Below are 26,053 nucleotides of genomic sequence, written 5' to 3'. Positions count from 1 at the left end.
GCTTCGCTTTATGAGAATCGAAAACTTTGAATTAATCTTCGGGATTATATGTGATTTCGACTTTTATGTGAAAATCGGCTCCGCTGAACAATGTATATTTTACATCTCCGATTGTACATTTATAATCTTCACCTACCAAATCGCTAACTACTTTACCAATCCCTTTTTCGAGAGCATCTACGCTCACGGATTTCAGTTTATTTTTTAATAAACGATCGACATCAATTGCTTTTTCTTTTGCGTCGCCCATTTTTCCTCCTAGAAATTTTCTACTTTAGACGCTGAATTTGTTTCTTTGTTTCAACAAACTAATTATCAATATAACATTTTCCGTAAAAAGATAAATTGAAAATTATCATTTACGAACGAATTAGATTGAGCAATTCCTCTGTTTTTTCTTCCATCAATTTATAATTACCTTTGGATTCTACATTTAGTCTTATTAACGGTTCTGTATTACTCATTCTTACATTGAAACGCCAATCATCATATTCAACGCTAACTCCGTCAAGAAAATCCATTTTTCCATCGGAATATTTTGTTTTGATTTCTTCTAATTTTTTTGCCGGGTCATCCAATTTTGTATTTATCTCTCCCGAACAAGGATAAGCAGCAACCATTTCTTCAACCAATTGACCGAGAGTTTTGTTTTCTTCCGACATCAATTGAAGAATTAATAAGAAGGGAATTATTCCGCTATCCGAATAATAATTATCTCGAAAGTAATGATGCGCCGACATTTCACCGCCATAAATAGAATTTACTTCGCGCATTTTTTCTTTTATATATGCATGACCACTTTTAGAGACAACAGCTTCACCACCAGCGGCTTCAACTACTTTGATTGTATTCCAAGTTAATCTTGGATCATGTACGATTTTTTCACCGGGATCTTTCTTTAAGATTGATTTTGCAAGAATACCGACTATGTAATAGCCTTCTATAAAATTTCCTCTTTCATCAAAGAAGAAACATCTGTCATAATCGCCGTCCCATGCAACACCAAGATCGGCTTTGTGTTCTTTCAATGCATCGATTGTTGGTTGACGGTTTTCCGGCAATAATGGATTAGGAACACCGTTTGGAAAATTTGAATCCGGTTCATGAAAAACCTTTATCATTTTTATCGGAATCAGTGGTTCAAGAGCATCTAAAGCCGGACCAATGCAACCGTTACCGCCATTTACAATAACTTTGTATGGGTTAATTTTTTGTGGATCATAGAACTGTCTTAAATTATCGATGAACTCTTTCATCAAATCTATCTGTTTAACTTTTCCTTTTATTGCGCCATCAATTTCATAATTGCCTTTAAGAACCATTCTCTCCACATCACTCAAACCGGAATCATAGCCCATCGGTACCGAACCTTTTTTAACAAATTTGAGTCCGTTGTATTCAGGTGGATTATGTGACGCGGTAATCATAACACCGGCATCTGCATCTAAATGTGGTGTTCCAAAGTAGATCATTTCAGTTCCACACAAACCTAAATCATAAACATCGGCACCGTTTTCAGTAATTCCTCTCTTTAAAGCTTCGGCTAATTCGGGGGAGGATTTCCTTACATCTCTGCCTATTAAAATCTTTTTGGCATCCAAATACTTCACAACAGCTTTCCCAACTTTATATGCTAGATCGGTATTCAGATCACCGGGCACTTTTCCACGAATATCATAAGCTTTGAATGATGCTATCTTATCCATTGTATGTCCTTAACTATTTGCAAAATTTTGAAAAAGTAAGATACTCAATGCAGTTCAAATTAGAAACAGTCCGAAAAATAAGCATAACCAATTTTTTGCATAGCATTTAGATAAACAGTAAATTATTTTTAGACATCAAAACTTCGGAGGGGCTTATAACTCATTTCTACAATTCTTCAAAAAAATTCGCAGTTTGTTCAAACAGAAAATGTGGATTAATTTATAACTGCGATGAGTTTATTGTTGGGGGAGAGGATAATCTACTTTGTCCTGAATGCAGATCAAAAATGGAGACACATCACATTGTTCAATGTCTGCATTGTGAATCGATAGTAGATTTTATTGAAGCAGAACCAAGCGAAGAGCCTGTGGTTTTCACAATCGAAAGATGTTCGCGCTGCCATGGTTCTAAAGAAGATCAAAAAGATATAACCGCTTCGTACTTCCCGGACGCTTTTATGTAAAATTTAACCCGGATTAATTCCGGGTTATTTTTTAACCAAAATTGAACCTTTTCACGCCAAAACTGATTTCATATCTGATAAAATCTTTATAACTTTCAAACGACAATTACGTCTAATTAATACTAAACATATACACAAATAAAGGATGATTTATAATGAATTCCGTAAAATTTAAGTCTCTTTTTTCGACAATATTTATATTGCTTTTTTTAGCAAGCAGTAGTTTTGCCCAATCCGTATTTAACCCCGACACGGTTAAAGCTAAACGTTTTGATACAGGTAAAATGTGGACTTTCGATTATCCACCGTATGAATATTGGAAAACTACCTATGATTTTGATGCGACCGAAGAATGGATAAAACATGTTCAATTAGCAACACTAAGAATTCCCGGCTGTACTGCTTCATTCGTTTCGGAAGATGGATTAATTGTAACAAATCACCATTGTTCAACTTGGCATAGAGATGCAGTTGAAGAGGAAAGTGAAGATTTTTATCGCGATGGATTTTACGCTGAATCTTTGGATGAAGAACGTTTGGTTCCGAATATGTACGCAGATCAATTAAAATTAATTAGAGACGTAACTGATCAAATTTTGGATGCAATTCATGAAGCCGACGGAGATGAAAATAAAATTAAAGCAAGAGACGAGAAAATTAAAGAAATTGAAAACATGTACAATGAAGAAACCGGATTAAAATGTGAAGTAGTTTCATATTACAACGGCGGGAAGTATGCGCTTCACGGTTATAAAAGATACGATAAAGTAAAACTGGTGTTTATCGGTGAAGATTGGGTAGGAATGTATGGCGGTGATCCGGATAATTTTACTTATCCACGTTATAATCTTGATTATGCATTTTTTAGAATTTATGACGAAGACGATAAACCTTTAAAAACTGAAAACTATTATAACTGGAATACATCAGGCGTTGAATTGGATGAACTATTATTTATTATAGGCAGTCCGGGTTCAACAAACAGATTAAAAACAGCTGATCAATTAAGATATTATCGTGATATAACTTATAGAAATTATTCGTTTTTAATGACATCTATGTTGGACGAGATTTATTCGTTATTAGATAAATATCCTGAACGTCAAGACGAGTTTGCGGGTATGTTGAGTATGGTCGGCAATTCTGAAAAAGTTGCAAGAAATATTGTAAAAGGATTAAATGATCCTTATCTCATTGCTAGAAAAGAAGCATTCGATAAAAAGCTTCAAGAAGAAATTGCAAAAGATTCTGATTTACAAAAAAATTATGGTCATCTCTGGAACTCAATTAAAGAGAATAGAGACGAAGCAAGAAAATATGCAGAGAAAGTTTCTGCCTATACTGTCTCGGGAAGATTAGCCCCGGCATATTTTAAAATTGCCAAAGATATGATTGAACTAGCTAATGAATTAAAGCTACCGGAAGAAGAGAGAAATCCAAAGTATAAAGAAGAAAGTTTGGAAGAAACAATTAATTCAATCTACCCGGCAAAATTTGATCAAGCACTTGAAGACGCAAAATTAAAAGTACAACTTGATTATATCAGATTAAATCTAGGCAATGACGATCCAATGGTAAAATTATTAAGTGACAATAAATCAGGTTATGAAGCTGTTGAATATGCTAAAAGTAACTCTGTTTTAACCAGTGCCGAATCAATTAAAGAAATTGCAATTAAAGGACATGAAGCAATTCTTGAAAGTGAAGATGTTTTCATTCAATTTATACTCGGTACATCCGATGAACTAAAAGAACTTCAAGCAAAATATGATCAGATTAATGAAGCCGAAAAAGTATTAAGCCAAACTCTTGGTGAGGTTATGTTCAGCGTTTACGGAACTTCAATTCCGCCCGATGCAAATAGATCAATGAGAATAGGCGACGGACAAGTTAAACAAGTTGAATATAACGGAACTATTGCTCCTTACCATACAACTTTTTATGGTCTGTTTGATAGATATTATTCACACAATAAGAAGTTTCCATGGGATTTACCTGAAAGATGGGTTAATTATCCGGATGATTTTAATCTTTCAACTCCGGTAAATTTTATTACTGATATCGATGTTATCGGTGGACAAAGTGGTAGTCCCATTGTTAACAGAGCCGGTGAGTTTGTAGGTGTCGCGTTTGACGGAAACATTGAATCAATTATTGGTAATTTTATTTTTATGCCGGAATCAAATCGATCAATTACTGTTGCTGCTGAAGGTATTGTTCAAGCACTTCGTTATATTTACAAAGCTGATCGTTTGGTTAAAGAAATTGAAAACAACAAAATTGTAAAATAAAAATTGGTTATTATGATGAATAAAATTAATAGACACAAAATGACTTTTAATTTTATCAAGAAAGCAACGGTTTATACTGTTGCTTTCTTTTTATTCGCAGCGGTTAACTTTGCTCAACAAACACTCTCACCGAATACAAATTACTTAACCGACTTCGGAAAGATGTGGACTTTCGACGATCTTCCTCTTGATTATTTTAACGATCAATACGGATTTGAACCATCGGAAGAATGGATAGAAAAAGTTCAAAAATCTGCTTTACAATTCGGCGGTGGTTGCTCGGGCGCATTTCTTTCGGAAGATGGATTGATAATGACAAATCATCATTGTGCACGGGGTGGTTTACTTACTGTTCAAAAAGAAGGTGAAGATCTTTTCAAAACCGGTTTTTATGCTGAGACATTGGCTGACGAAAGAAAAATTGATGGCTTATACGTTGATCAATTAGTTAAAATTATTGACCTGACAGATGAAATATTCTCCGTTATGCAGCAAGCCGATAACGATTCATCCAGAATTGAAGTGAAAAATCAAAAAATAAAGGAGATTCAGACAAAGTACAATGAAGAGACCGGATTAGAATCAAAAGTTGTTACTTTGTATAATGGTGGAAAGTATTCTTTATATCTTTATAAAAGATACGATGATATTAGAGTTGTAATGGCGCCTGAGTTTCAAATTGCTTCAACCGGTTGGGATTGGGATAATTTTACATATCCACGATATGAACTGGATTATATGTTTTTAAGAGCTTTCGAAAACGATCAACCCGCTAAAATAGATTTCTATTTTAATTATAATCCCGAAGGTGCAAGTGAAGATGAACCAATTTTTATTATAGGAAGACCCGGTAACACGGATAGACAATTATCAGTAGCTGAATTAGAATGGCAAAGAGATGTGAGATATCCATTCTTATTGCAATACCTTAATTCTATTTATGATGCGTATTACGAAATGTTTATGAAATATCCTGAACGTGAATCTGAGTTGCTCAATAGGGTTATGGGTTTTGGTAATTCAAGAAAATCATATTATGGAAGTTATATAGGTTTACTTGACGAAACGTTAATGTCTCGTAAAAAACTTTTTGAAACCGAGCTAATTAATAAAGTTCAGAATGATCCGGAATTAAAAAGCGAATATGGCGAACTGTGGAGCGATATAGAAAATTTATTTTTAGAAAAAAGAAAAAACGGTTATAGAGAATTTGTATTTAACTTAATGCCGTTCGGCAGACCGCAATATTTATCAATGGCAATTGAAATGGAAAAACTGATTAATGAATTGAGATTACCAAATGAAGATCGAGCAGATAAATTTAGACAAGAAAATTTGCGTACAACTTTAGAAAGTATTTATCCCGAAAATTTTGACGAAGAATTGCAAAGAAAATTATTGCGAGCATTTGTTTCTTCAATCTACCATGAATTTAGAAATGAACATGAATTTGCACAACGATTATTTAATAATAACAGAGGTGAAGAAGCTGTTGATTATGTTTTATCAAATTCATTTCTACAAAGTCGAGATAAATTTTTCGAATTAGAAATCATGAGCTATGAAGAAATTAAGAATGCAAACGATCCTTTTATATATTTTATTCAATCAACGAAAGATGAATTAGAAGAACTTAAGAAAAGGAATAAAGAACTTGATGATGCTTTACTTTTATTAAACCAAAAATTAGGCAAAGTGATTGTCGAATTATTCGGCGAACAAATGCCGCCTGATGCTACCGCCACATTAAGATTATCGGATGGTGTTATAAAAGGTTATGAATATAATGGAACAATTGCACCCGGTAAAACAACTTACTACGGAATGTATGATAGATATTATTCATTTGATGAAAAACTTTATCCTTGGGGTTTAACTCCAAATTGGCAGACTCCCCCAAACGGACTTGATCTCAAGACACCGATTAACTTTGCTGCAACTCTCGACATTGTTGGCGGTAATTCCGGCAGTTCGATAATAAATCAAAATGCTGAAGTAATCGGATTAGTTTTTGATGGTAACTTAGAAAGTTTAGCAGGTAACTTTTTGTATATGCCGGAAAATAACCGAGCCGTCGCTGTTGATTCAAAAGGATTAATCGAATCATTAAAACATGTTTACAAAACTGATAGATTGATTCAAGAACTATTAGAAGGGAAGTTACCGAATTAAGAGAAGTATAAATATATTTGTTCCGGTTTGGCACTTTATACTAAGTGTCCAAATCCGGAACCTTATATATTTTCGGGAACTCATTTTATAGAAGATTCTGTTCCTTATTAATATGAATAATCAAAAAATAATCTCACCATGCAATAATATCTGCAAACTTGATAATTCTAGTTCAATTTGTATCGGATGTGGTAGAACATCCGAAGAAATCACAAATTGGATTTTCTATTCTGATGAAAAACGAGTAGAAATTATGAATTCGCTTACACAAAGATTAGGTAATTATAAAAGTTTCCAACAAGATGGAAAACGTTAATAAATATTTCACTCAAATTTACACCGGAAACGGAAAAGGCAAAACAACCGCTGCAATCGGACAAGCGATTCGCGCTGCCGGTGTTGGGTACAAATCGCTAATTATTCAATTCATGAAGGAATATCCTTATAGTGAATTGCAAGCTTTACAACATTTTCAAAAGTATATAGCGGTTGAACAATATTGTGGTGATGATTTTGTGTATAAAAAAGAACTGCCGAGTGAGAATGAAAAGAGGAAAGCAAAATTAGCGTTGCAAAAAGTAGAAGATGAGTTTTCAAAAGACAATTATGATATCATCATTTTAGATGAAATAATTGTTTCAATTTATTTCAAGCTGGTCGAACTTCAAGATGTAATCGAAATTGTTAAATCAAAACCTATAAACAAAGAATTAATATTAACCGGAAGATACTGTCCACAAGAATTAATAGAACTCGCCGACTTAGTTACAGAAATGAAAGAAGTAAAACACTATTACAAAAAGGGAATTACCAGCCGAAAGGGATTCGAATCGTAATTGTAAAGCGACCATCCTTGGTCGCTTGCTTAAAAATTTTGAAAACCTAATAAAAAGCGATGAGGGATCATCGCTTTACAAATTAATACAACATAATAACTGCACCGCCAATCATTATCAATGTTGCAATTGCTTTCCTTATTAGATGGTGTTCCTTAAAAATTTTTCCGCCAATAATTGTTGCAAAGAATACCGACGATCTTTTAACCGTTAAAACTAATGCAACGGGAGCAATCTTTACTGCTTCTACTTGTGACCATCTGTAACCAACTGTAAAAATCGATACAGCAATAACAAACAACCAAATATCTGATGAATGAGTTTTTATATTCTTAAAAACATTTGTTTCTACTACTAGAACAATTATTAAAAAATTAACAGCAAGAAACAAATGCTGGAAAGGAATGAAGACAGTTGGTTCTAATTGAAAATCTCTCAGTAACCATTTATCGGTGAGACTAGTAATTGTGAAAAGCGATAATGCAAAAATTATGTAATGATGGTTTCTTGATTTTACAAAGATTAATAAAGGTTCAAGAAAATCTTTTCCTTTTCTTTCCAAAATATATGTTCCGGCAAGCAGTAAAATCATCCCAATGATTTCTAAATTGGATAGCGCTTCACCTAAAAATAAAAATGCAAAAAATGCTACAATGCCGGGAGTTAATACAAGCAAGGGAAGCGCTCCGCTTAATTCCATATTTTTAATTGCGAGCATAACGCACCAAAACGCCAACGCTCCTAAAATTGATTTCAAATAAAGAACAAATAAACTATTTAGTTGAAGTAAGGCATAATCAACTGCAAAAAAGAAGGGAATAGAAAACAACAGAGTTAGTACAGCGGCCATAAATGAAAATTCTAAAGCCCCAAGTCTAAAAAGAATTTTTTTCTCAAAAATCGATGCGGTTGCTGAAAGTACTGCTGAAATAAGTGCTATAATAAACCATGTCATAATAAATCCGCCTCATCAGTGTTCTAGTTTGTTACCAACTAACTTTAATTTTAGTAAAGATGTTTCTTCCAGGTTCAAGTGCGACTAAACCGCGGAAGGTTGAAAGATGATTTTTGTATGCTTTATCGAAGACATTTTCTATTCCTGCAAATATTTGTAAATCAACCAAACCGAGATTAATAGGAAATGAATTTACAAATAAATTTAATACTCCATATCCGGAAGTGGACTTTTCGCCAAGTGCAACTTTATTCTGTTCGGCAGAATATTGGAAATTCACATCAACGCTGAATAAGTCGTTGACTGGTGTCTTAATTCCTATAACTCCATTCAATGGCGGAATTTCTGCTAAGTCTGTTTTATTCCCGGAATCTATTCCTCTTACATAAGATGTGTTGCCATACATGACGATTTTTTTGTAAGGATTAACTTCCGCGCTTAACTCGAATCCGTATAACTCCGCTTCACCGATATTTTGAGTTCTATATAAACTGTCATTTACATCGTATTGATCAGCCACTAAATCGGTAAAAGTATTATAGAAAACATTTCCTTTAATTGAAGCGAAATCACTCCAATATCTTATTCCCAAATCGATTGAGTAACTTTTCTCCGAATCTAAATTCGGATTTCCGAGATAAACAGTTCCACCTAAATCAATATATTGATAACGCTCCTCTAATGTAGGCGAACGAAAAGCTCTTGCAAGATTTAATGTAAAATCAATGTTCTCTGTTGCCTTAAATAACAATCCAATATTAGCACTCCAAGATTTATCGCTGTCTTCATTTTTGGGATAAGATGCTTCAGGTATAATCGGTGGGCGATCATTTCTATTTCCATCGACGATTATGAAATTCGGATTATTGGTTTCTTCATTCGATACATTTATAAAATCATACCTTCCGCCCAAAGTTAAATTCAATTGATCATTGAAAAGTATAAATTCATCTTGCGCGAAAACTCCTAAACTTTTATAAATTGAATTAGGCACCGGCGAATCAATTATAAATCTTTTTTGCGGAATTATATGTCGAGTTCGTGAACCGTCATATTCTCTCTGCCAGTAATCAATGCCGGCGATTAATCTGTTGTTATTGCTTAAATACCAATCAGTTTGAAATTGAAATCCATCAATAATATGATCGGCACTTGTGTTTGTTGTTGCATTTTGGTTCGGAATAATTTCAACTCTTCTTTCAATTAATTGATGAAAATATTTTGCGGAGAGTGTCATTAAAGAAGGAAATAAATTTTGTAATTGGTACTCAACGCTGTACATTTCTCTAAGTTCGGTTGGATAATTCGCTTCTGCCGTTGCGGGGAACGGATCGCCACCGGGTATTCCAACATTCTTGGCACTAAAGCGTTGATAATTAATTTTTAATTCATGATTAACAAACGGTCTAAAACCAATAGCAGCAGAAATATTGTTATCCTTAAATTGACTGTTTTCTAAAGTACCTTCCGGTGTTTCTGTATTGGATGCATTTCTTAAAGTTCCGCTGAATTTAGCAAACCAATTTGATTGGCTTGCAGATAATGAAATATTTCCTTTTGAGCCTTCATTGACACTGTTATAACTGCTATTTAGACTACCGGAAATATTTAGTGCGTCAGAGTAAGCTGGTTTTAAAGATTGAATATTAACAACACCACCAGTTGCCCCCGTTCCATATAATGAAGATACACCACTTTTTATAACTTCAATTCTTTCTACATCATCAATATCTATTAACGACATTCCGGCAGCAATGTTGGTAGCGGTTTCAATTCTGTTGCCATCGATTAATGTAACTACATTTTGTTTACTTAACCCTCTTATGTTAACATGAGTTGCCCAAATTCCGTCTCGTGATAAATTTACTCCGGGTTCATTTGTAAGAGCATCACTAATTGTGGTAGAAGGAATTTCTTCTAATTTTGTTTTGGTAATAACTTCAATAGGTAATGAAATTTCTCTAACAATATTTTCTCTTCTTGTACTTGTTACCATAACTTCTCCTAAATGAATAGGAGTGGAACTTAATTTTACATTTAAAACTAAAGTTTCATTCTGTTCTACATTAATTTCATTAATTAAAGTCTGATAACCGACAAAAGAAATTGTCAAATTATATTTACCTGTAGGAATTCCTTCAATTAAGAATTCACCTAACTTATTTGTTGTTCCGTTATAACTAGTATGATTGACAATCAAATTTGCCCCAATAAGAAGTTGGTCTGTTTCTTTATCGCTTACAATTCCTTTGATGGTTCCGGTTTGTGCTATTAGTGATAAAATTGGAAAGGATATAATTAAAATAAATGCTAATAATTTTTTCATCATAAACTCCGTTCTAAATCTTCAATGTTGTGCTTTTTACTTTTACAGATGATATTTGTCCGAGCTTTCCACTTAACGCTCCAATTTCATCGGTAGTTGCCTTGATAATTATAAATATTATTGAGATGTTTTGATCTGGCACCGGGTATCCAACACGCAGTGAAATCTTATCGGCAAATGAATGCAGCAATTCACCGACGCGATCGTAAACTTCATCCCGATTGTAAATTGTAATTGTTAGTGTGTGAAATTTGGTATCCAAAATTTTCTCCATCTTTATGAGATGGAGTGCTTCGGAATAAAGAAGTGAGTAAGCTATTTGTCTCCATCCCTTAGTGTTAGATTATTCCTTCACATAAGGAAGTGACTCATGATTTATTCTCCCTTTTCTTACAAATTGCTTGAAAACGGAGAAGAATTTTTATTGCGAAAAAATTCTCTATTGAAACATAATAAAAAGAGAAATATTTCGCAAATGGATTCGATATTGACTTCATATTTGCAGAAAGGAGCCTATGGTTTGAATGAGTTGTCAAATATATTATATGTGTATTACACATATAACGAGGTATAAATATGGGAAAAGTAAAAGCATTCAGAATTCAGGACGAGATTTCTTTATTGCTGGAAAAAACTGCTAAGAAAACAAACAAAACAGAGACTTTCTATGTTGTGGAAGCTCTAAAAAATTATTTCAGTGAATACTATGATTATCAAGTTGCAAAAGATCGGTTTGAAGACGCTTCTGATGAAATAATTACATCGCAAGAAATGAGAAAGCATCTTGGTTTATAAAATACTTTATAAAGCAAGTGTTGAGAGGGATTGAAAATCGATTGATAAAACCTATCGTCTAAGAATTCTTAACAAAATTGAAAATGAATTAGCTCTAAATCCAAAAGAGTTGGGCAAACCCTTAAAAGGTCAATACAAAGGTTTTTGGTTTTTTAGAATTGGTGAATATAGAGTGGTGTATAAAGTGTCAGTTGAAGAAATTTTAATTTTAGTTTTGAAAATAGGTCATCGAAAAGATGTCTACAATTAAAGTACTCCGCCTCTCTTCGCAGCAAGCATAACTATTCTTTTTAATGCTTTTCTATATGAGATCCCGGCATATTTTGCCGAGCGCATAAATCCTGCATCTGCGGTCAAATCAGGATTTGGATTTACTTCTAAAACATACAGTTTATTTTTATTATTAAGTCGCATATCAACACGGCAGTAATCGCGACATCCCATAGTTTTAAAACATTTTAACGCAATTTCTTTAGCTTCAGCTTCTACTTTTTTTGTTAGTGGAGCCGGACAAATTGGAATAGTTTTATGATATGCTTCATGAAGCGGATCCCACTTTGCTTGATAACTTACAATATTGTAAAGATGATCCGGCATTTCCGAAAAATCTATTTCGCTTATTGGCAAAACTCTCGGTTTCTTATCACCGAGAATCGCGACGTTCAACTCGCGTCCGTCAATATATTCTTCAACTAATACCGGTTGCTGAAATTCATTAAGAATATATTCTATCCTCGCTTTAAGCTGCTTATGATTGGTAACAACAGCAGTAACATCAATTCCAACACTGGCATCTTCAAAAGCCGGTTTTGTAATTAAGGGATATTTGAGGTTGAGTCGGTAAATTTTTTGTCGCTTTGTAATGTAGGTATAATTTGCCGTCCGTAGTCCAACTGAGCGAAGAATTTTTTTTGTTAACATTTTATTCTGGCATGTTCCCAAAGCAAGCGGTGGAGCTCCGGTATAGGGAATTCTAAGTAATTCTAATAAACCGGCAAAATACATTTCTAGATCAGCACGGTCTTTATAAATTTCTACAAAATTGAAAACTACATCGGGTTTGTTCTTATTCAAATCATTAAAAAAGTGATCAATATTATCGCGCAAATTCAGAATATATGCATCTAATCCTTCCTTCTTGAGATCTTCTGCAATCTCGGCATATTCTTTTATAGGGTCACTTTCCGTTATTTCGAAGTAGGGTTCAAAATCTAATTTCTTATGGAGCTCTGTGGCATACTCGCTATCTAGTTCCGGATATTCTTCATTGTAAATAACAGCAACTTTCAAAAATTTCTCCGTTTATTTTTCAAAAAGTAAAGAAATTTGTAGTGGTTTACAAAAGTTTTGTTATTTTAGCATCTTGTTACTAATCATAATAAATAAAAATATCTATGAGTTTTTATCCTCAACCCGATAGTTACCGCTGCGGTCCTTTCGCTTTAAAATATGCCCTTGTAATGCTTGGAATTTTCAAACATGAAAACCAAATCGCTCAAATTTCCGGAAGTACTTGGTGGGCAGGCACTGATGAAATTGGTTTGGAGAAAGCAGCCAAAAAATTTAATGTTAGGATGAAGTACATTCAATCCAGCAATCCAAACGATGCGCGAAAAGCACTTAATGTCGAACTTTCAAAAGGAAGACCATGTTTACTTTGTGTCAAGAACTGGGAACACTGGTGTACCGTGGTTCATCACGGAAGGGGCCAGTATGTTGTTGTTGATAGTGAACAAGATAAAGTAATTGTAATTAGAAATTCGGAACAGTTGTTGCGTTATTGGCGATTCAAAGATAAGGATAATGGTGTTATTAGTTATGATGCTTATGCAATTATTCCAAACTTCAAAACTTATACACGCGCACAATTTACACCGGCAACCGCGAAACAACTGATGTCAAAAAAATATGTTTCGCTTTCATTAAAATGGGATCAATATTTTAATGATCTTATTAGCATAACAAGACCAAGAACAAAGCTTACTATCAATGCAATTTCTTTTTCAGAATTTTTAAGAAGGAACAAAGAAAACTTAGTAACACAAGTTGCAAATTGGCATGGTATGCCGACTTATAAAGAGTTAAGCAATATTTTAGAAAATATGGATTTCATCGCCGATATATATGATTTAATCATTCCAATTGATGAAGAAAAACATGCTTTGATTGATGTAACATCTTTGCTTATGATTTATGCTTGCGGTAAATACGGCATGGATCCAATTTATTAATAAATAATCAGGACAATTGATGAAACGGAATACTAAAATTTTAGACAGAACAAAATCAGCACTATTAATTATAGATATTCAGGAAAGAATTCTCGGTGTTATGCAGCAGCATGAGTTAGTAATTGAGAATACATTAAAATTGATTCGCGGTTGTAAAATTTTAAATGTACCAATTTATTATACAGAACAATATCCAAAAGGATTAGGTGAAACCGCTTCACAATTAAAAAATGAATTAAAAAATAATGCGATTCAAAAAATGAGTTTTAGCTGTAGTGGTGCTGGCGATTTATTCGATGAATTTAAGAAGAGAAGTTTTTCACAAATTATTGTCTGTGGAATTGAATCACATGTTTGCGTGCAGCAAACTGTTTTGGATTTGTTATCAAATGATTTTCAAGTTGATATTGCAGCGGATGCTGTTTCTTCAAGAAAAGAAACTGATTATAAAATTGCTTTAGATAGGATGCGATCAAACGGTGCAGAAGTTACAACAACAGAATCTATTCTATTCGAACTTCTTAATGTATGTGGTACCGATGAATTTAAATCCGTTTCTAAGTTAGTTAAATAAACGCCTCAATGAAAAAAGAAAAATACTTTATCCAACTTTTTCTTTTTATTATACTTTTACTCATACTTACGGCTACAATTTACTCTCAACCGGATTCACTAAAGAAATATTCTACTTCGCTAAACGCCGATTATCAAGCCGGGTCGATGCATAGATTTTTATTTGGTGATAATTGGCGGTCATTTTGGACCGATACAATCGATATTCCCATCGTAAATATTTATGATCATTTTCTTAAAATAAAAGTTGATACTACTGAATCCGGCAAAAGCTATTTAAGTTTAATTTCAAATGATCATAAAGGATATAAATTCTCATTGCTGGAGGATATTTCTTCTGATGTTTTACCGGAGGGCTTGGAAAAAATTTATGCTGATAATTTTTTGAATGATCAATTAAGTGGTATAAATCCGTTTGCGAAAATTATATCATCAAATTTATTAAAAGCGGTTAATGTATATCAAACAAATCCTCGTTTAGTGATTTTATCCGAAGGAAAACTACAAAGTCAAATCGATTTTAAGTTTTTTAATGAACCCGGAATTTTAGAAGAAAATTTTAAAGCAAACGAAAATCCATCAACAAATTTAGTTTCTACCCTTGAGGTTTTGAATAAAATTGAAGCAGATCCATTAAGCGCGGTAAATGCTATAGAGTTTTTTAAGATCAGATTGATAGATTTACTCTTAGGTAATTGGAATAGAAGCACAATGGGCTGGCAATGGCAGTTGAGACAAGATAATTATAAATCTGTTTGGCACCCTATAAGCTCGGATCGAATTACAACAATTTCAAAATTTGACGGGTTGGGAACAATGGGTGTTGAATTTCTTGTCCCTCAAGTAAAAAGCTTCGGCAAGAATATATCTTCAATTGACCCGCATTATGATCCGGAAATACATTTAGATAAGAGATTACTAACACAGATAAGCAAACAAAAATGGGATTCATTAACAACCTTTATACAAGAATCTCTCAGCGATTTTGTAATTACTAACTCAGTTAATTCAGTAATGGGAGAGAATTTTGTTGAAGAGAAATCAGAGATAATTAACCTGCTGAAAATTCGCCGTGATAAACTTAAGTCAGCATCTGAAGATTATTATGAAGTAATAAATAAGGTTGCGATTATATACGGTTCGCAAAAAGATGATTATGTTTTAGTCGAAAGATTAAGTGACTCTACAACTTCTGTTTCTATTTTTGGTGATGATTTTTCAGGGCAACTACCGGCGGTTAATCTAATTTTCAAGAAAATATTTAGTAATGAAATTACTGATGAAATAAGAATTTTTATGCTCGATGGCGACGACAATTGTCTTGTTACCGGTGAGGTTGATTGTGGTTTACCTATTAGAATAATTGGAGGAGAAGGCAATGATGTATTTGCAGATAACTCAAAAGTTAATGGATATTTTTTATCGATAACACCATTGAAAGATGAAGAAACAAAAACTTTGTTCTATGATTCAGAAGGTAAAAATTCATTTATTGCCGGAAGTAGCACTTCTATAGATGAAACATTTTGGCGATATGAAGAAATGAACATTCATAAAAATCTTGAATCGCAAAGTGATTTTGGAAGTCGAGTTGTGCTACTTCCGGATGCCGGTTATTCAACTTTTGAGGGAGTTATTCTTGGTGGTAATATTAGTCTCTACAGTTATAACTTCAGAAAAATTCCTTATGAATATTTACAACGGATTTCTTTTTTATATGGCTTTGCTTTAAAGAGATTTAACTTAGAATATTTCGGCGAGTTTATAGATGTAGTAGGTAAAACGGATTTTGTTATTGATATTAAAATGAACGAACTAAGTTTTACTAATTATTTTGGTTTTGGAAATAATAATGAATACAACTCTGATCTATTTCGATCAAATTACTATAAGCTTAACCAAGAGCTTTTCTTAATCAATCCGCAATTAAAGATTAATCTCAATCAACACTCTGATATTAAAGCCGGTGTTTTTTATGAATACACAAAAACAAATCTGCTGACACCTACTTTAATAAATTCCTTCCGTTTTGACGATTACGGAACCGGGGAATTACAATCATTTGGTGCAAACCTAATTTTTCAAATCGATTCGCGAGACAATATTTATTATACCACGGTTGGTGACTACGTAAATATTTCCGGTAAATACTTTACCGAATCTTTTGAACTAAACGACGAGTTTTTTCAACTAAAATATGACATAAGAAAATATCTCACATTTAATTATCCAATATTATCTACTATTGCTTTGAGAGCGAGCGGAGGAAAAAATTGGGGAAGATATCCTTTCTTCAATGCAATTTTTCTTGGCGGAGATGATAACTTGCGCGGTTTTACAAGAGAAAGATTTTCCGGTGATGCAGCTGTTTCTTTTCAAAGTGAACTGCGTACTAAATTGATGGATAATAAAATTATTGTTAAAGGTGAAGTGGGAATTCATCTTTTTGCAGAAGTTGGACGTGTTTTTACAAGCACTCAAACTTCAACAAAATGGCATCCGTCTTTTGGCGGTGGTTTGTGGACAAGCTTTCTTGAAAGAGATTTGGTGTTTACCTTGAGCTATGGCAGATCAAATGATGAACATAATTTTTATTTCGATACTCAAATGGCTTTCTAGCTAATTGATAATTAGATTAAATACTTTTTGGGATATTCGAACTTTACAAGTTTGCCGGTTTCAATACCTACATCTTTCCAAACATCAGTTCTAAATTCGAGAAATACAATACCACAGGTAGGAATATTATCTATCCTAATATCGGACAAATAATTATTAAGCGATGTTAATGTTGGATTATGTCCGACAAGCATTATCGAATTAATATCATCATCAGTGTTTTGTAATAACTCGATGACCTCATCAATGCTGTGTTCATAAAGAATTCTAGAAGTTCTTATCTCAGCAGATGGATAGTTGATTTCTCTGCAGATCATCTTTGCTGTTTTCTTGGCGCGTTTTGCCGGACTCGTTATTACTTTATCCGGTATAATCTCTAGTTGTTTTAAGATATTACCCATAAATGGTGCGTCACGTTTTCCACGATTATTTAAAGGACGTTCAACATCATCCAACAATGGATCTTTCCAACTTGATTTCGCATGTCTAACTAAATATATTTTTTTCATATATAGATCATCTTCTCAGTTTGTACAAATAATAATTCAAGATAACTCTTGCAACATTTGTCTAAGTTCTTTTATATAATTTCTTTTTTGAGGATCAAAATTATTGATTGCAAATTGTGTAAAAAATTTATGCTCCTTAAGAAATTCCAATGTACTTAAAATCCACTCGTTTTCAGTAAATATTGTTCCTGATGTTTTTTCAAGTTCCAATCTAAAAAGATCATTTCGCTTATAAAAATCATTTTCGCCAAGATGATGTAAATCGGCATCACAAATTATCTTTTCTAAATGTGATGCTGGATTATGCGGAACTTTAGTCGCCATTATGATCTTTTTTATTTTGTCAATTTCAGATTTTGTAAAATGATTTTTTTGTAAAAAAGACTCTGCAATTTCACAACTTTTTTCTTCATGATTCTGAGGGTTAAAGAGGTAGCCGGTATCGTGAAACCAAGCCGCAATTTTAATTAGATCTAATTCATCGCGATTAATATTTTCTGCGATTGCAATTTTGATAACAAATTCTACAACAGATTTAGTATGTGTTAGATCATGGTAAGTATATTTATCATCATAGTTAATATTAAAAATATCCTTAACATATCTCTCAACTAAGTTGAAATCGATATTTTGCACGCACACTCCAGATTCCCCTTATTAAAATAAAATGAAATTTACTTAATTACTTGTATCGACAGATTAATATTTTTACAATGTAATTTCTCTTATACTTTTTCTTAAATAAAAAATTATTATGAAAACTAAACCAAGTTGGTATTACAATCAGTCAGCAGTTATCCCATTTAGATTCAAGAGCGGTAAGCTTGAAGTGCTTTTAGTTACAAGCCGCATTAAGAAAAACTGGATCATTCCTAAAGGTATAATTGAAATTGGTCTTTCTCCTCAACAATCAGCTGTAAAAGAAGCATTAGAAGAAGCCGGTGTTTCAGGTAATCTGATCGATAAATTATTTGATGAATATACTTATAAAAAGTGGGGAGGGAAATGTCGAGTAAAAGTGTATCTTCTTCAAGTAGAAAAAGTACATAAAAATTGGGATGAGAAAAATACTAGGGAACGGCAATGGCTTTCCATAAATAAAGCGATAAAAAAAATAAATAAAAAAGAGCTAGTAATATTACTAACTCTTTTTAGTGAATCATATCTTAATTTTCTAAAATGATTTTGGTAAATTCTTAAGCTTTTTTTACATCGGGTTTTTCTTTGACGCCATCTTTAATCAACGGTTTCGTGGTATCATTACACATAATTGCCAAAGTATTTATTTGCTCAGAAATATTTTCGGCATCTCCAAGTAAACTTATGAACAACATGCTGCTTCTTGTGCTGGTAGCTTTTTTCTTAATTCTGCTGAATTGATTTTTATCAAATTTCTTCAAACTTTTCTTGAGTTCTTTAATTGATTCTTCAATCTTCTCGGAATTAAATTCCTTATCAATACTTAAAGAGGTTATAGTCACATCAATTTGTTGTGAAAGTAATTTTTCTATTTCGAATAGTTCAGTAAGCTGTTCTTTAACCGGCTTATTATGGTTGTTATCAATATGTCCGAAACTTCTTCCGACCAGCGAAGTAACATTATTAGAAATCTCTTGAATAGATGCAATGATTTTCCCAAATCTATGGTTTTCATTTATTTCATGTTCTTCCAATATTTGAATAGTTTTAAAAATATTTGAAGTTATCGAATCAGCTAATTTCCTAATTTTCTTGGCTTCTTTTTTTGTTTTCTTAAGTTTATCCCTATCACCGGCAGCAAGTCCATCAAAAGAGTTTGCTACAGTTTTACCAACCGCATCTAGATATTTTTGAGTCTTCGTAACACATTTGATAATTGCATCCTCGCCGGTTTTATCTTCTTCAGCTAAGGATTTCTCATTCTCATCTTCTTCGGCTGAGCGCAACTTGTGTAAAATATGCGTTCTAAAAATTATATATGCTGCGATACCTAGCATTATTGCAGTTACTATCATCCCACCAAAATAAATTGCAGTAGCAAATAATGCCGAAGCGGTAAAAGCCATAAATGCAGTGAAGAACCACCCACCAATAACAGTAAGAACACCATTTATTCTATAAACTGCGCTTTCTCTTCCCCATGACTTATCGGAGAAAGAAGTACCCATAGCAACCATGAAAGTAACATATGTTGTTGAAAGAGGTAACTTAAGTGAAGTCGCAAATGAAATCAGAACACTTGCTACCATTAAGTTTACCGAGGCTCGCAGTAAATCAAACGATGGAACTTCTCCGTCTTTGGATTTTTCTTCGAAATATTTACTCTTATCCATTCTTCTATTAATCATTTTTAATAGAGATTGGGGTAACATCTTTTTAATCCCGTCACCAAGAGAAAGACCCATTCTAACAATTACACGAGATAAAAGTGATGACTCAAATCTCTCAAATCCCTCAAATTGTCTTCCTAGATTTACTTCTGTCTTAGTAACTGACTGAGCTTTTTTAGAAAACCACAGTGTTACCACCATAATTATTCCAGCGGCTAATAGAAGAACAGTCTCTGTGGTTACCGGTTCTCTAAGTGCTTCCATTAATAATGAAGAAGGATCGGCACTTGCCTGGGCAATTAAATAAGAACTGAATCCGGCGAGAGGAACACCGATAAAATTAACAAGATCGTTCGCGGCAAATGCTAATGCAAGTGCAAAAGTTCCTACCAGAACAATGGGTTTGAAAATATTTACCTTAGTAAACATCGCGAGAAATTGGAAGATAATACCGAATGTAACGAAACTGATCGAAATTATTTGAAAACTATGATCAAGAATCCACTTAGACTGTTCTGCGTTTAAAAAAGACGAACCTTTAGCTCCCTTAACAAGAATAAAATAGAGTATAAAGCTTAGTGCAAATCCGCCCCAAAGTCCTCCGAATACTTTTAGTTTTTTTGAATAATTAAAAGTAAACAACAAGCGAATTAGGTATTGAATTAATGCACCAACCGTAAATGAAATTACCACAGAAAGAAGAATACCTGAAATGATTGCTAATGCTTTACTCGTATTAATGAATGCAATCATTTGGTCTATTCCACCATCTAATTGAATTACTTTTATTGACGCAACTGCAACCGAAGCGCCAAGTAATTCAAACACAATAGATACGGTTGTTGATGTAGGAAGACTAAATGTGTTAAATAAATCCAGCAATAAAACATCAGTAATCATCACGGCTAGGAACACGACCATTATATCGGAGAACAGAAACATTTCAGGATTAAAAATTCCCTTACGGGCAACTTCCATTATTCCACTTGAAAAGGTAGTTCCAACTAAGATTCCAAGACTCGCAATTATTAAAATTATATGTCTGGGTGCAACGCGCGAACCGATTGCGGAATTTAGAAAGTTTACCGCATCATTACTTACACCGACAACTAAATCGGAAACGGCTAAAACAAAAAGTACGATTACAATTATTAGATATAGATCCATGGTGGGTTATTCTCTGTAAAAATTTAGTATTTTTATAAACATAGATATGAATCTTACACAATTATCGGATTATCTTGAAGTTAACAAATTGTTAAGTTTTTCTTAGACTTAAATAATTTCAAAGAATTTTTTGTGCACGTCTAAATTTATGAAGAATTTTAATTGTACCAAATGGATTTAAAATTTAAAAATGGTCAAGGTATAATCTGGGCAGTTTTTTTCTCGGCTATTCAAATAGCTTTATTTAAAGAACTGTTTCAAATGTTCATTGTTGCAATATTTGGAGGGGGAAATTCCGAATTTTCATTCATTTTTCCATCTTTTCAATATTATTTTGAACCCCTCCCGGATAGATTGATGCCGGAGTTATTGTTACTGTATTTTGCCCCTTACATTTATCTGGTTCTCTCTGTAGAGGTTGCTACTGCAACTATGAGGAAAATCCCTCATGGGAAAGGCAGATTTTTTCTAGTCATCTTTATTCTAAGTCAAATAGGATATCTCCTGATTCATATATTCTATAGCGCAGTAATTTTGATATTAAGTCCGAATATTCAAAATGATTGGATTGCCTTAACTCTTTACCTTGGATATGATGAAATCGAAAGATTTATTTTTGCTTTTGCTGTTATCTTTTTATTCGTGTTTTATCTAAATATATCGACAAAAAGAATTCAGAAATATATTAATTACTAGAAGGAGTAATAATGGTTTCCTTGAAAAATAAGATTGTATTGATTACCGGTGCATCAGCCGGAATTGGTGAAGCATGTGCTTATGCATTTGCTAGAGAGGGTGCTAATTTGATTCTAACCGCAAGAAGAATAGACAGATTAACTAAAATGAAAAATGATATTGAGGAAAAATATTCTGTAAAAGTTCTTCCAATAGAACTTGATGTCACAAAAAGAAATGAAGTCGTTGATACAATTTCCGGGTTGAATGATAAATGGAAAATGATTGACATTCTTGTCAATAATGCCGGTCTTGGACGTGGATTGAATAAATTATTTGAAGATAATCCCGAAGCTTGGGATGAAATGATTGACACAAATGTTAAGGGTCTTTTGATTGTTACAAAAGAAGTAGTCAAAGGAATGGTTGAGCGAAAACGAGGTCATGTTATAAATATTGGGTCGATAGCGGGACATCAAGCTTATCCCGGAGGAAGTGTATATTGTGCAACAAAACATGCTGTTAACGCAATCACTGAATCACTACGAATGGAAACACTTGAACATAATATTAAAGTGAGTACTGTTGATCCGGGTATGGTTGAAACAGAGTTTAGTAATGTGAGATTTTATGGAGATAAAGAACGAGCAAAAAATGTTTATAAAGGATTGGTTCCATTACACGGAGATGATATTGCAGAAACATTAATTTTTATTGCAACAAGACCAAAACATGTTAACATAAATGAAATTATTGTAATGCCATCGGCACAGGCAACTGCCATGATAGCGCATAGAGAAGAAACTATTGTAAGAATTCGTAAAATGTAAAGCGACCATCCTGATCGCTTACTTTTAGTTTTTAAAAATTAAGGGTGAGCGACGAAGGATCGTCGCTCTGCAAAATTATACAAACATTGAGATATCACCGGCTCCTTCACGTAATATCTCGGGGGATTCTCCGCTTAAATCAATTACACTAGAAGGTTGACCATTTAACGCTCCCGCGGAAAGCATAAAATCTACATGAGGATTGAAGATAGTCCTTATCTCATCAGGTTCAAAAAGTAATTCACCTTTACGTGTAGTTACACTAGTGCTTAAAATCGGGTTGCCCAATTCCTTTGCCAATGTAATTGCAATTTCATGATCCGGAACACGAATTCCCACTGTACGGCGTTTTGTCCACAATTTTTTAGGAACCTCTTTTGCAGCGGGAAGAACAAAGGTATAAGGACCCGGAATACATTTTTTCATCATCTTGTAAGCATAATCCGAAACTTTAGCATACTTGGAAATATCCTTTAAATCCGGGCAGATAAAACTGAATAATTTCGTACCGGCATCTAGTTTTATATCATAAATTCTTTTAACTGCCTCGTGATTAAAAATATCGCAGCCAAAACCATATACAGTATCCGTTGGATAAATAATCACACCTCCATTTCGTAAGACTTCAACGGCTTTATTAATATACCTCAATTGAGGTGTTTCCGGATGCAATTCATAATATTCCATACTGGCTCCTTTCGTTTATTGAGGTGTGAAAACAGATATGCAAAATAAAATTAAAGGTATGATTGTCAACAAAAAATTTGACAAAAAGTTTCAAAATGTATTCTTTCCAATAGCTTTCTAATGTTGTATTATTCAATATCTCAAGGGATTTTAGTATCTTTTATTTCTTAAAAATTTTGAACGGATACAATGAGTAATAAGCCTATAGCGGTAGTTGCGGTAAGCGGCGGTTTAGATAGCTGTGTTACTGCTGCTATTGCAAATAAAGATTACGAACTAGCTTTTGCACATATAAATTATGGACAGCGGACTGAATCAAGAGAGTTAAAAGCTTTCCATGATATTGCCGAATTTTATGATGTTAGCAAAAAGCTTGTTATAGATTTTACTCATTTGGTAAAAATCGGCGGTTCTTCTTTGACTGATAAAAATATTCAAGTGAATGCTGCTGATTTAGCAAATAAAGATGTACCAACGACATACGTGCCATTCAGAAATGCAAATATTTTAACCGCTTGTGTAAGTTGGGCTGAGGTAATAGGTGCCAGCGCTATTTTTATGGGCGCAGTTTCCGAAGATTCTTCGGGTTATCCGGATTGCAGACCGGATTTTTTCTCGGCATTTCAAAAAGTTGTTGATGACGGAACTAAACCATCAACTAAAATTGATATTAAAACTCCAATTATAGAAATGAACAAATCGGAAATTATCCAAAAGGGAATGGAACTAAATGCACCTCTTCATCTCACATGGTCTTGTTACAAAAATGAAGATGAAGCATGCGGCGAATGTGATAGCTGTGCATTAAGATTAAGAGGATTCCAAAAAATTGGGAAGGAAGATCCAGTACCATATTTTAAAAGACCAAGCTATATAGATTAAAGGTATATAAATGAACAAAAAACAAAAACTAATAGAAACATTCGAAAATCCTAAGAAGGAAAGAGACTATATAATTGAACATACAGCACCGGAGTTTACATCTGTTTGTCCCAAAACCGGTCAGCCCGATTTTGCAACAATAATTTTAGAATACATTCCGGATGAACTCTGTATAGAGCTAAAGTCCTATAAATTTTATTTGCAATCTTTTCGTAATGACGGAATTTATTTTGAAGCGGTAACAAATCAAATACTAGATGAACTGGTTGGAGTTTGCAAACCAAGATATATGAAAGTAATTGCAGAGTTCAATACACGTGGCGGTATTTCTTCAGTAATTGAAGTAGAGTATTTAAAAGAAGAATGAAAAAAGTTTCTCAAATACATTTAAGACAAAAAACGCAAATCTTACGAATGCTGAGTGAATGTCCTCAAGCACTCCAGCAAAACTTATACTTATCGTATGATAGAATCCATACCATTTTGATTTATCAACATCTCGCAATGACCTCAGCCCACTAATAACCTATCAATATTTCGAATATATTTTTTAATAGTGTATATAAAATTGGAGAATAAAATGGCTGAAAAAGTAATTAAAAAAAGTTGGGCTGAACCGTTTAAAATCAAGGTTGTTGAACCAATAAAAATGACAACTCGTGAACATAGAGAAAAAGCAGCTAAGGAAGCAGGTTACAACACATTCTTATTGAAATCCGAAGATGTTTACATTGATCTATTAACTGATAGCGGTACTAATGCTATGAGTGATTATCAATGGGCCGGAATGATGATTGGTGATGAGGCGTATGCCGGAAGCAAAAATTTCTACTACTTGTGGGATAACGTGAAGAAGTATTACGGTCATCCTTACTTTGTTCCGACACATCAAGGTCGTGCCGCTGAACATATGTTATCTAAAATTATGATTACTCCCGGACAATACGTTCCGGGTAATATGTACTTCACTACAACAAGATTACATCAAGAATTAGCAGGTGCTACTTTTGTCGATGTAATTATTGATGAAGCTCATAATCCATATAGTGAACATCCGTTCAAAGGTAACATTGATTTAAAGAAACTCGATAAACTTGTTAAAGAAGTTGGAGCAAAAAATATTGCTTATATAAGCATGGCCGGGCCGGTAAACATGGCGGGCGGACAACCATTTTCAATGAAGAATCTCAAAGAAGTTTATGAGTACGCTAAAAAACATAAAATCAGATTGTGGTTTGATGCAACACGTGCAACTGAAAACGCTTACTTCATTAAGTTAAGAGAAAAGGGTTATCAAGATAAAACAGTCGCCCAAATTCTAAAAGAAATGTGTTCATATTTTGAAGGATTGTGGGTGAGTGCCAAAAAAGATTTGATGGTTAATATCGGTGGATTCCTTGCAACAAAGAATAAAAAGATTTATGAAGAAGCAAGAAATATGGTAGTAGTTTATGAAGGATTACACACCTATGGTGGATTAGCCGGAAGAGATATGGAAGCTATGGCTCGCGGTATCGAAGAAATGGTTGATTTCGATAACATTCGTGCTAGAGTTGGACAAGTTGAATATTTTGGACATCAACTTGATAGGTACAAAATCCCATATGTAAAACCTATAGGCGGACACGCAATATTTTTGGATGCAAAAAAAATATTGAGTCATATTTCGCAAGATGAATTTCCAGCGCAAACATTAGCTGCCGAAATATTTATTGATTCAGGAGTAAGAGGAATGGAACGTGGTGTAGTGTCATCCGGTCGTGATCCTAAAACCGGCAAACACCGTTATCCGAAATTAGAACTTGTACGTATGACTTTCCCAAGAAGAGTTTATACTCAAGCGCATATTGATGTTGCGGTTGAATCAATCGCATCTGTTTTTGAAGACCGTAAAAAAATAAAAGGTTTGAAGATGGTTTATGAACCTGCTTATTTGCGTTTCTTCCAAGGCAGATTCGAAAAACTAAAATAAAAAGTGCTGTTTAGTTAGGTAAGTAAATTCAGATTCCCGCAAACTTTAAGATTG

Annotated in this window: 25 protein-coding genes; 15 read left to right on the top strand and 10 right to left on the bottom strand. The window is 33.5% G+C overall.

Annotated elements, in window-relative coordinates; translation table 11 throughout:
- Positions 1–31: 31 nt before the first annotated feature.
- Together QY331_12925 and QY331_12920 are read right to left on the bottom strand one after the other, a co-directional pair.
- Entirely contained in the window at positions 32–250 is a 219-nt protein-coding gene (locus tag QY331_12925) for a hypothetical protein (GenBank protein ID WKZ68855.1), read from the bottom strand.
- A gap of 109 nt (positions 251–359) precedes the next feature.
- The gene (locus QY331_12920; protein ID WKZ68854.1) at positions 360–1,706 is read right to left on the bottom strand and encodes a phosphomannomutase; all 1,347 of its coding nucleotides are present in this window, start codon (positions 1,704–1,706) and stop codon (positions 360–362) included.
- A 287-nt stretch (positions 1,707–1,993) separates the two neighbouring features.
- Here QY331_12920 and QY331_12915 point away from each other — a divergent pair, with 287 nt between their 5' ends.
- The 5 genes from QY331_12915 (at position 1,994) to QY331_12895 (ending at position 7,469) form a co-directional block, all read left to right on the top strand.
- Entirely contained in the window at positions 1,994–2,170 is a 177-nt protein-coding gene (locus tag QY331_12915) for a hypothetical protein (protein WKZ68853.1), read from the top strand.
- Positions 2,171–2,325: 155 nt separating this feature from the next.
- Positions 2,326–4,461: a S46 family peptidase gene (locus QY331_12910; GenBank protein WKZ68852.1), complete on the top strand. Its 2,136-nt coding sequence runs from the start codon at positions 2,326–2,328 to the stop codon at positions 4,459–4,461.
- Between the two features lie 15 nt (positions 4,462–4,476).
- A complete protein-coding gene (locus tag QY331_12905; protein ID WKZ68851.1) occupies positions 4,477–6,633 on the top strand; it encodes a S46 family peptidase in 2,157 nt (718 codons plus the stop codon).
- Between the two features lie 112 nt (positions 6,634–6,745).
- Positions 6,746–6,949, top strand: coding sequence for a DUF1289 domain-containing protein (locus QY331_12900; GenBank protein ID WKZ68850.1), 204 nt, complete (start codon positions 6,746–6,748; stop codon positions 6,947–6,949).
- A complete protein-coding gene (locus tag QY331_12895; GenBank protein ID WKZ68849.1) occupies positions 6,936–7,469 on the top strand; it encodes a cob(I)yrinic acid a,c-diamide adenosyltransferase in 534 nt (177 codons plus the stop codon). Before QY331_12900 ends, QY331_12895 begins: the two co-directional genes overlap by 14 nt.
- Positions 7,470–7,551: 82 nt before the next feature.
- Here the strand turns inward: QY331_12895 and QY331_12890 are convergent, their stop codons facing one another.
- From QY331_12890 to QY331_12880, 3 genes are read right to left on the bottom strand one after another with little or no spacing between them, the layout of a single operon-like run.
- Positions 7,552–8,424, bottom strand: a complete 873-nt coding sequence (locus QY331_12890; GenBank protein ID WKZ68848.1) for an EamA family transporter — start codon at positions 8,422–8,424, stop codon at positions 7,552–7,554.
- Between the two features lie 31 nt (positions 8,425–8,455).
- Positions 8,456–10,750: a TonB-dependent receptor gene (locus QY331_12885; GenBank protein ID WKZ68847.1), complete on the bottom strand. Its 2,295-nt coding sequence runs from the start codon at positions 10,748–10,750 to the stop codon at positions 8,456–8,458.
- Between the two features lie 13 nt (positions 10,751–10,763).
- Positions 10,764–11,012: a hypothetical protein gene (locus QY331_12880; protein ID WKZ68846.1), complete on the bottom strand. Its 249-nt coding sequence runs from the start codon at positions 11,010–11,012 to the stop codon at positions 10,764–10,766.
- A gap of 314 nt (positions 11,013–11,326) precedes the next feature.
- Here QY331_12880 and QY331_12875 point away from each other — a divergent pair, with 314 nt between their 5' ends.
- The gene (locus tag QY331_12875; GenBank protein ID WKZ68845.1) at positions 11,327–11,545 is read left to right on the top strand and encodes a hypothetical protein; all 219 of its coding nucleotides are present in this window, start codon (positions 11,327–11,329) and stop codon (positions 11,543–11,545) included.
- 246 nt (positions 11,546–11,791) lie between these two features.
- Here the strand turns inward: QY331_12875 and QY331_12870 are convergent, their stop codons facing one another.
- Positions 11,792–12,835 carry an ATP-grasp domain-containing protein gene (locus QY331_12870; GenBank protein WKZ68844.1) on the bottom strand — a complete coding sequence of 348 codons (1,044 nt, stop codon included), beginning with the start codon at positions 12,833–12,835 and terminating at the stop codon, positions 11,792–11,794.
- 104 nt (positions 12,836–12,939) lie between these two features.
- On the opposite strand from QY331_12870, the gene QY331_12865 reads away from it, so the two are divergent.
- The 3 genes from QY331_12865 to QY331_12855 are packed head-to-tail and all read left to right on the top strand — an operon-like array spanning position 12,940 to position 16,968.
- On the top strand, positions 12,940–13,776 hold the full coding sequence (locus tag QY331_12865; protein WKZ68843.1) for a hypothetical protein: 837 nt from the start codon (positions 12,940–12,942) through the stop codon (positions 13,774–13,776).
- A gap of 19 nt (positions 13,777–13,795) precedes the next feature.
- Positions 13,796–14,350 (top strand): hydrolase, encoded by a 555-nt coding sequence (locus QY331_12860; GenBank protein WKZ68842.1) that lies wholly within the window; start codon positions 13,796–13,798, stop codon positions 14,348–14,350.
- 8 nt (positions 14,351–14,358) lie between these two features.
- Positions 14,359–16,968, top strand: coding sequence for a BamA/TamA family outer membrane protein (locus QY331_12855; protein ID WKZ68841.1), 2,610 nt, complete (start codon positions 14,359–14,361; stop codon positions 16,966–16,968).
- A gap of 11 nt (positions 16,969–16,979) precedes the next feature.
- Here the strand turns inward: QY331_12855 and QY331_12850 are convergent, their stop codons facing one another.
- Together QY331_12850 and QY331_12845 are read right to left on the bottom strand one after the other, a co-directional pair.
- Positions 16,980–17,477, bottom strand: coding sequence for a histidine phosphatase family protein (locus QY331_12850; protein ID WKZ68840.1), 498 nt, complete (start codon positions 17,475–17,477; stop codon positions 16,980–16,982).
- A gap of 36 nt (positions 17,478–17,513) precedes the next feature.
- Positions 17,514–18,113 (bottom strand): HD domain-containing protein, encoded by a 600-nt coding sequence (locus QY331_12845; protein ID WKZ68839.1) that lies wholly within the window; start codon positions 18,111–18,113, stop codon positions 17,514–17,516.
- A gap of 118 nt (positions 18,114–18,231) precedes the next feature.
- Here QY331_12845 and QY331_12840 point away from each other — a divergent pair, with 118 nt between their 5' ends.
- Positions 18,232–18,660: an NUDIX hydrolase gene (locus QY331_12840; GenBank protein ID WKZ68838.1), complete on the top strand. Its 429-nt coding sequence runs from the start codon at positions 18,232–18,234 to the stop codon at positions 18,658–18,660.
- A gap of 13 nt (positions 18,661–18,673) precedes the next feature.
- On the opposite strand, the gene QY331_12835 is transcribed toward QY331_12840, so the two are convergent.
- A complete protein-coding gene (locus QY331_12835) occupies positions 18,674–20,953 on the bottom strand; it encodes an inorganic phosphate transporter (protein WKZ68837.1) in 2,280 nt (759 codons plus the stop codon).
- 171 nt (positions 20,954–21,124) lie between these two features.
- On the opposite strand from QY331_12835, the gene QY331_12830 reads away from it, so the two are divergent.
- Positions 21,125–21,649, top strand: a complete 525-nt coding sequence (locus tag QY331_12830) for a hypothetical protein (GenBank protein ID WKZ68836.1) — start codon at positions 21,125–21,127, stop codon at positions 21,647–21,649.
- An 11-nt stretch (positions 21,650–21,660) separates the two neighbouring features.
- Positions 21,661–22,458, top strand: a complete 798-nt coding sequence (locus QY331_12825; protein WKZ68835.1) for an SDR family NAD(P)-dependent oxidoreductase — start codon at positions 21,661–21,663, stop codon at positions 22,456–22,458.
- Positions 22,459–22,533: 75 nt separating this feature from the next.
- Here the strand turns inward: QY331_12825 and QY331_12820 are convergent, their stop codons facing one another.
- Positions 22,534–23,145: an L-threonylcarbamoyladenylate synthase gene (locus QY331_12820; GenBank protein WKZ68834.1), complete on the bottom strand. Its 612-nt coding sequence runs from the start codon at positions 23,143–23,145 to the stop codon at positions 22,534–22,536.
- Between the two features lie 189 nt (positions 23,146–23,334).
- On the opposite strand from QY331_12820, the gene queC reads away from it, so the two are divergent.
- The 3 genes from queC to QY331_12805 all read left to right on the top strand — a co-directional run bounded on the left by queC (position 23,335) and on the right by QY331_12805 (position 25,999).
- Positions 23,335–24,027 (top strand): 7-cyano-7-deazaguanine synthase QueC, encoded by a 693-nt coding sequence (gene queC, locus QY331_12815; GenBank protein WKZ68833.1) that lies wholly within the window; start codon positions 23,335–23,337, stop codon positions 24,025–24,027.
- Positions 24,028–24,037: 10 nt separating this feature from the next.
- On the top strand, positions 24,038–24,394 hold the full coding sequence (queF, locus tag QY331_12810) for a preQ(1) synthase (protein ID WKZ68832.1): 357 nt from the start codon (positions 24,038–24,040) through the stop codon (positions 24,392–24,394).
- A gap of 213 nt (positions 24,395–24,607) precedes the next feature.
- Entirely contained in the window at positions 24,608–25,999 is a 1,392-nt protein-coding gene (locus QY331_12805) for a tyrosine phenol-lyase (GenBank protein WKZ68831.1), read from the top strand.
- Positions 26,000–26,053: the final 54 nt, after the last annotated feature.

Source organism: Melioribacteraceae bacterium, from assembly GCA_030584085.1.
Classification (GTDB): domain Bacteria; phylum Bacteroidota; class Ignavibacteria; order Ignavibacteriales; family Melioribacteraceae; genus SURF-28.
The sequence above is the reverse complement of the archived record's forward strand: the minus strand, read 5'-3'. Positions and strand labels throughout refer to the sequence as shown.

Coding starts and splice junctions, on each gene's coding strand:
- QY331_12905 (WKZ68851.1), top strand. CDS start 4,477: ATGAATAAAATTAATAGACACAAAATGACTTTTAATTTTATCAAGAAA.
- QY331_12875 (WKZ68845.1), top strand. CDS start 11,327: ATGGGAAAAGTAAAAGCATTCAGAATTCAGGACGAGATTTCTTTATTG.
- QY331_12865 (WKZ68843.1), top strand. CDS start 12,940: ATGAGTTTTTATCCTCAACCCGATAGTTACCGCTGCGGTCCTTTCGCT.
- QY331_12820 (WKZ68834.1), bottom strand. CDS start 23,145: ATGGAATATTATGAATTGCATCCGGAAACACCTCAATTGAGGTATATT.
- QY331_12855 (WKZ68841.1), top strand. CDS start 14,359: ATGAAAAAAGAAAAATACTTTATCCAACTTTTTCTTTTTATTATACTT.
- QY331_12925 (WKZ68855.1), bottom strand. CDS start 250: ATGGGCGACGCAAAAGAAAAAGCAATTGATGTCGATCGTTTATTAAAA.
- QY331_12885 (WKZ68847.1), bottom strand. CDS start 10,750: ATGAAAAAATTATTAGCATTTATTTTAATTATATCCTTTCCAATTTTA.
- QY331_12825 (WKZ68835.1), top strand. CDS start 21,661: ATGGTTTCCTTGAAAAATAAGATTGTATTGATTACCGGTGCATCAGCC.
- QY331_12830 (WKZ68836.1), top strand. CDS start 21,125: ATGGATTTAAAATTTAAAAATGGTCAAGGTATAATCTGGGCAGTTTTT.
- queC (WKZ68833.1), top strand. CDS start 23,335: ATGAGTAATAAGCCTATAGCGGTAGTTGCGGTAAGCGGCGGTTTAGAT.
- QY331_12910 (WKZ68852.1), top strand. CDS start 2,326: ATGAATTCCGTAAAATTTAAGTCTCTTTTTTCGACAATATTTATATTG.
- QY331_12805 (WKZ68831.1), top strand. CDS start 24,608: ATGGCTGAAAAAGTAATTAAAAAAAGTTGGGCTGAACCGTTTAAAATC.
- QY331_12850 (WKZ68840.1), bottom strand. CDS start 17,477: ATGAAAAAAATATATTTAGTTAGACATGCGAAATCAAGTTGGAAAGAT.
- queF (WKZ68832.1), top strand. CDS start 24,038: ATGAACAAAAAACAAAAACTAATAGAAACATTCGAAAATCCTAAGAAG.
- QY331_12835 (WKZ68837.1), bottom strand. CDS start 20,953: ATGGATCTATATCTAATAATTGTAATCGTACTTTTTGTTTTAGCCGTT.
- QY331_12890 (WKZ68848.1), bottom strand. CDS start 8,424: ATGACATGGTTTATTATAGCACTTATTTCAGCAGTACTTTCAGCAACC.
- QY331_12915 (WKZ68853.1), top strand. CDS start 1,994: ATGGAGACACATCACATTGTTCAATGTCTGCATTGTGAATCGATAGTA.
- QY331_12895 (WKZ68849.1), top strand. CDS start 6,936: ATGGAAAACGTTAATAAATATTTCACTCAAATTTACACCGGAAACGGA.
- QY331_12900 (WKZ68850.1), top strand. CDS start 6,746: ATGAATAATCAAAAAATAATCTCACCATGCAATAATATCTGCAAACTT.
- QY331_12860 (WKZ68842.1), top strand. CDS start 13,796: ATGAAACGGAATACTAAAATTTTAGACAGAACAAAATCAGCACTATTA.
- QY331_12840 (WKZ68838.1), top strand. CDS start 18,232: ATGAAAACTAAACCAAGTTGGTATTACAATCAGTCAGCAGTTATCCCA.
- QY331_12920 (WKZ68854.1), bottom strand. CDS start 1,706: ATGGATAAGATAGCATCATTCAAAGCTTATGATATTCGTGGAAAAGTG.